This window comes from Micropruina sp. (assembly GCF_027492755.1).
Classification (GTDB): Bacteria; Actinomycetota; Actinomycetes; order Propionibacteriales; family Propionibacteriaceae; genus Micropruina.
In genome coordinates this window covers 1-4,431 of record NZ_JAPUED010000002.1, presented here as the reverse complement: position 1 = coordinate 4,431, position 4,431 = coordinate 1, and the positions used below count along the sequence as shown (strand labels likewise).

The window sequence follows — 4,431 nt, the reverse complement described above, 5'->3', positions numbered from 1 at the left end:
GTGAGCGCGGCCAGCATGCCGGGCAGGTGGGCCGCTCCCCCGGCGCCGGCGATGATCACCTTCAGGCCGCGGGTGTGCGCGGCGCGGCCCCAGGCCACCATGTCTTCGGGCATCCGGTGCGCGCTCACCACGTCGGCTTCGTAGCCGACGCCGAACTCGGCGCAGGCGTCCGCGGCGGCCTTCATCACCGGCCAGTCCGAATCGGAGCCCATCACGATCCCGACCAGGGGTTTCTCACTCATCGCTGGACTCCCATCAGGTGATCGGCGGCTGCCTGCGCCCTGTTCCGGACGTCGTCCGCGTCGTCGCCGACCACGGTGACGTGACCCACCTTGCGGCCCGGCACCACACTCTTGCCGTAGAGCTGCACCCGCGCACCCGGCTCGGTCACCAGTACTTCCGCCTGGGCTTCCAGCAGGTCGTCGCGGGCACCGCCCAGCACGTTCACCATGGCGGCCTGCGGCTGACGGACCTCGGTGGGCCCGAGCGGCAGGTCGGCGACCGCCCGCAGATGGTTCTCGAACTGCGAGGTGTGCGCGCCGTCGATGCTCCAGTGCCCGGTGTTGTGCGGCCGCATCGCCAGCTCGTTCACCACCACCGAACCGTCAGCGCGCTGCATCAGCTCGACGGCCAGGATGCCGGTGACGCCGAGTTCGGCGGCGATCCGCAGCGCCATCGCCTCGATCGCGTCCCGCTGCTCGGCGCTCAGGCCGGACGCCGGGGTGAAGGTGTGGGTGCAGATGCCGTCGGTCTGCACGGTCTCGCTGACCGGGTAGACCCGCTCCTCGCCGGACGGACGCCGCGCCACCAGCACGCTCAGCTCGCGGCTGAAGTCGATGAACTCCTCGGCCAGGATCCGGACGCCGGGCTTCAGGTTCGCGAACGGCTCGTCGGCGTCGTCCGGGCCGTCGATCTTCCAGACCCCCTTGCCGTCGTAGCCGCCGCGGGAGGTCTTGGCGATCACCGGCCAGCCGGTCCGCTCGCCGAAGGCGCGAAGCTCGTCGGCGTCCGAAACCACCGCGAAGATCGGGCAGGGCATCCCCAGCCCGGTCAGCCGCTCCCGCATCACGACTTTGTCCTGGGCATGCAGCAGGGCGTCCGGGGTGGGGTGAACCTGCTTGCCACGGGCCTGAAGTTCGCGCAGGATCGGCGGCGGGACGTGCTCGTGGTCGAAGGTGATCACGTCGCACCGTTCAGCGAAGGAGTAGACGGTTTCCGGGTCGGTGTAGTCGCCGACCTCGGTGTCGGCCACCACCTGGGCGGCGGAGACGTCCGGGCCTTCGGCGAGCAGTGCGATGCGGACTCCGAGGGGAATGCTGGCAGCGTGCATCATGCGGGCCAATTGGCCGCCGCCGATGATGCCGATCGTACGCACGGTCACCGCACGAACCTTAGTATCAACATCATGACCAGGCATCTCGTGGCCATGGGAGGCGGCGGCTTCTCGATGTCCCCGTTCGGCGAACCGACGGCGTTGGACCGCTATCTGGTTCGGTTGACCGGCTCCGACCACCCGCAGGTGTGCTTCGCTCCGACCGCGTCCGGCGACGACGCCGGGTACATCCACAAATTTCTCACCGCCTATGGCGCGCTCGGCGTCCGGACGTCGGTGCTGACCCTGTGGTCGGGTGCCGCCGAGGCGGTGGACCGGCTGGCCGAGGCAGACCTGATGTTCGTGGGCGGCGGCAGCACGGTGAACCTGGTGGCGCTGTGGCAGGCGCACGGGGTCTCCGACGTCGTGCGGCAGCGCTATCAGGAGGGTTCGCTGGTGCTGGCCGGCATCTCGGCCGGCGCCGCCTGCTGGTATCAGGGCTGCGTCACCGACTCGTTCGGCGATCTGCGGCCCTGGACGGGCGGGCTGGGCCTGGTGCGTGGCAGCTTCTGTCCGCATCTGGACGGCGAACCCGAGCGCGATCCGATCTACACCGCCGCGGTGGCCTCGGGTGAACTGCCCGGTGGCTACGCCGCCGACGACGGGGCCGGCGTGCACTACGTGGACGGCGTCCCGGCGCACTTCCTGTGCGAGCGGCCCGGGCAGAACGTCTACCGGGTGCTGCCCAACGACATCCCCGGCCCGGCGGTGATCCGGGAACCGCAGGAGATGACCGTCCTGCCCGCCTGACCGGTTCAGGCCTTGAAGATCACCGAGCGCTGCACGACGAAGTTGACCGCGGTCGCCACGCCCTGGGCGACGACGAAGCCGAACAGCTGTGCCCAGTTCATCTTCGGCATGAACTCCGCCCCCAGGCCGAGCGACACCAGCCACGGGTACAGCGGGGTGAAGATGCCGACCTGCAGCACGAAAGTGAGTGCGTACAGGGCCATCACCGCCGCGAATTTGCGGCGCGAGCCGTCCGAGTTGAAGGTCCAGCGGCGGTTGATCAGGTAGGCGGTCGTGGTGCCCGCGATGAACGACAGCACCTTGGCCGGGGTGTGGTCGAGGCCGAAGGCCATCAGCACCACCAGCAGTCCGTAGTCGACGATCGCCGACAACCCGCCGGTGAGGACGAAGCGGAACAGCTGGGGGCGCAGGCCCAGCTGGGTGGTCGTGGCCTCGGTCACGCGCGCACTCCGAACAACAGGTTGGAGATGGCCACCCCGACCTCCTCGACCTTGGGAACGTCATGCAGCACCACCGGCGCCTCGGCCGAGGTGGTGAACACCAGCGAACCACAGCCGAACATCCGGTCGGTGAGGCTGCGCTCGTAGGCGACGTTCGTGATCCGGGCCACCGGGACGTCGTGCCCGGCCTTGTTGATGATGCCCGAGCGGGTGATCAACCGGTGGTTGGTCAGCGTGTAGGTGCTGGTCCGCCAGCGCAGCAGCGGCGCCAGGTAGACCGGGATCGCCGCCAGCAGGGCCGCGATGGTCACCACCCACGCCGAGGCCGGACGCCACGAGACCGGCAGCATCGCGAACACCACGCCGCCCAACGCCGCCACCACAATCAGCCAGATCGTGGGCTTGATCATGACCTTGCCGTGCGAGCGCAGGTGCAACAGTTCCTGTTCACCGTCTCCGAGCAGTTTGGCGGGCAATCCCATGGGCACCATTATTCCCGGCCGCCCGCGATAGCATCGCCGCATGCCACCCCGCCCCCGGTCACTGCTGCTCGCGGTGCTGCTGGGCCTGGTGGCGGGATGCACCGCGGCACCCGCGCCGACAGCGCCCGCGTCGACGCCGGCGTCCGGCGGACCGTCGGCCACGGCGTCCGGGTCGGATCGACCCAGCTACGCGGTCGTCCAGGCGGCACTGGCGGAGCGCTCGGCGGCTGAGACCGCTCTCACCAAGGCGCCGATCGGCAAGCGGGACTGGACCACGGTGTCGGCCGGCTATCTGCCCGCCGCCGAGAAATACGAGGATCGACGGATCAAGGCCATGAAAGGGGTCGATATCCGCGGCCAGCATGGTTTGGAGTCCGTCCTGGCCTGGGCCGCTGACGGTTCCACCGTGGTGGTCTCCGAAAGTGCGGGCAGCGGTGCCGCCTACCGACTCGCGGTCTATCGCTGGAACTCCGGCCATCCGGTGCAGCTCTTCCGAATGCCGATGACCCCGTTCTCTCGCGTTCACGGCGTCGCGGACGGGGTGGCGCAGCCGGCCGCGTCGTCGACCGTCGAGCGTTTCGTCGCCTACCGCAGCAAGGGGACTCGACCGGCGAAGGTGGACCTGAGCAGCGATGAGTTCATCCGCTTCGGCCCGTCGATCGACAAGAAGGGCGCCCCTCACTTCACCGAGACCGTCCGCTGTGCGGTGCCGAAGGCGTTCGGTGCACCGGTGGCCTGGCAGCTGCCGACCGACTCCGGCAGGTTGACGCTGGCGGCCGTCCGCTGCCAGAACCGGCTGACCGGAAAGGGTGGCTGGCGGGCGCAGCTCGGCGATCGGGACCTGGCCATCACCGGCGACAAGCGCTATTTCAGCCGCCAGGAATGCACGGCCGTGTTCCCCATGTCGGAGTCGGTGGTGACCGGCGGCAATACCGGTTGGCAGTCGCCTCAGGAGTTGCCGCTGAGCGTCTGCAAGACCCGTTGACGAGAGAGATGACCGTGCCCGTACCCCTCCTGGTGTTCCTTCATGGCCTGGGCCAGACGCCGCCGCTGTGGCAGGACCAGGTGACCTCGCTGCCACCCGGCACCCGCGCCGTCGCGCCCTGGCTGGAGGGGCTGCGTCCGGGCAAGCCCGCCGACTTCGACCTGGAACGAGCTGCGGACGCCGTGCTGGCGCAGTTGAACCGGTTCGGGGTCGACTCGGTGGCGCTGGCCGGTACCGGGCTGGGTGCGGCCGTGGCGGTGGTCGCGGCCGGCCGTTCCCCCGACGCCGTGTCGCACCTGGTGCTCTCCGACCTGCAGCCCCGCGCGCCGAAGCTGGCCGGGCTGGCGCAACGGTTGGCCGTCCGGACCATGCCCGCGGGACGGCTGGCCGACGCGGGCCTCG

Annotated in this window: 7 protein-coding genes; 3 read left to right on the top strand and 4 right to left on the bottom strand. The window is 69.8% G+C overall.

From position 1 onward, the window contains the following. Positions 1-242, bottom strand: a 242-nt coding sequence (locus Q0066_RS00185; protein ID WP_298128827.1) for an AIR carboxylase family protein, incomplete at its 3' end; no start/stop codon positions are given. Then, positions 239-1,417 (bottom strand): 5-(carboxyamino)imidazole ribonucleotide synthase, encoded by a 1,179-nt coding sequence (locus tag Q0066_RS00180; protein ID WP_298128825.1) that lies wholly within the window; start codon positions 1,415-1,417, stop codon positions 239-241. The genes Q0066_RS00180 and Q0066_RS00185, both read right to left, overlap by 4 nt. On the opposite strand from Q0066_RS00180, the gene Q0066_RS00175 reads away from it, so the two are divergent. Further along, positions 1,406-2,122, top strand: a complete 717-nt coding sequence (locus tag Q0066_RS00175) for a peptidase E (RefSeq protein ID WP_366521486.1) — start codon at positions 1,406-1,408, stop codon at positions 2,120-2,122. The two genes, Q0066_RS00180 and Q0066_RS00175, sit on opposite strands and share 12 nt — an antisense overlap. Before the next feature lie 5 nt (positions 2,123-2,127). Here the strand turns inward: Q0066_RS00175 and Q0066_RS00170 are convergent, their stop codons facing one another. Further along, on the bottom strand, positions 2,128-2,562 hold the full coding sequence (locus Q0066_RS00170) for a GtrA family protein (RefSeq protein WP_298128823.1): 435 nt from the start codon (positions 2,560-2,562) through the stop codon (positions 2,128-2,130). Then, the gene (locus tag Q0066_RS00165) at positions 2,559-3,044 is read right to left on the bottom strand and encodes a PH domain-containing protein (RefSeq protein WP_298128820.1); all 486 of its coding nucleotides are present in this window, start codon (positions 3,042-3,044) and stop codon (positions 2,559-2,561) included. The genes Q0066_RS00170 and Q0066_RS00165 overlap by 4 nt, the downstream gene beginning before the upstream one ends. Positions 3,045-3,084: 40 nt before the next feature. On the opposite strand from Q0066_RS00165, the gene Q0066_RS00160 reads away from it, so the two are divergent. Both Q0066_RS00160 and Q0066_RS00155 read left to right on the top strand, forming a co-directional pair. Beyond that, positions 3,085-4,029 carry a hypothetical protein gene (locus Q0066_RS00160; protein WP_298128817.1) on the top strand — a complete coding sequence of 315 codons (945 nt, stop codon included), beginning with the start codon at positions 3,085-3,087 and terminating at the stop codon, positions 4,027-4,029. Between the two features lie 14 nt (positions 4,030-4,043). Continuing rightward, the coding region (locus Q0066_RS00155) for an alpha/beta hydrolase (RefSeq protein ID WP_298128814.1) at positions 4,044-4,431 on the top strand (388 nt) is incomplete at its 3' end.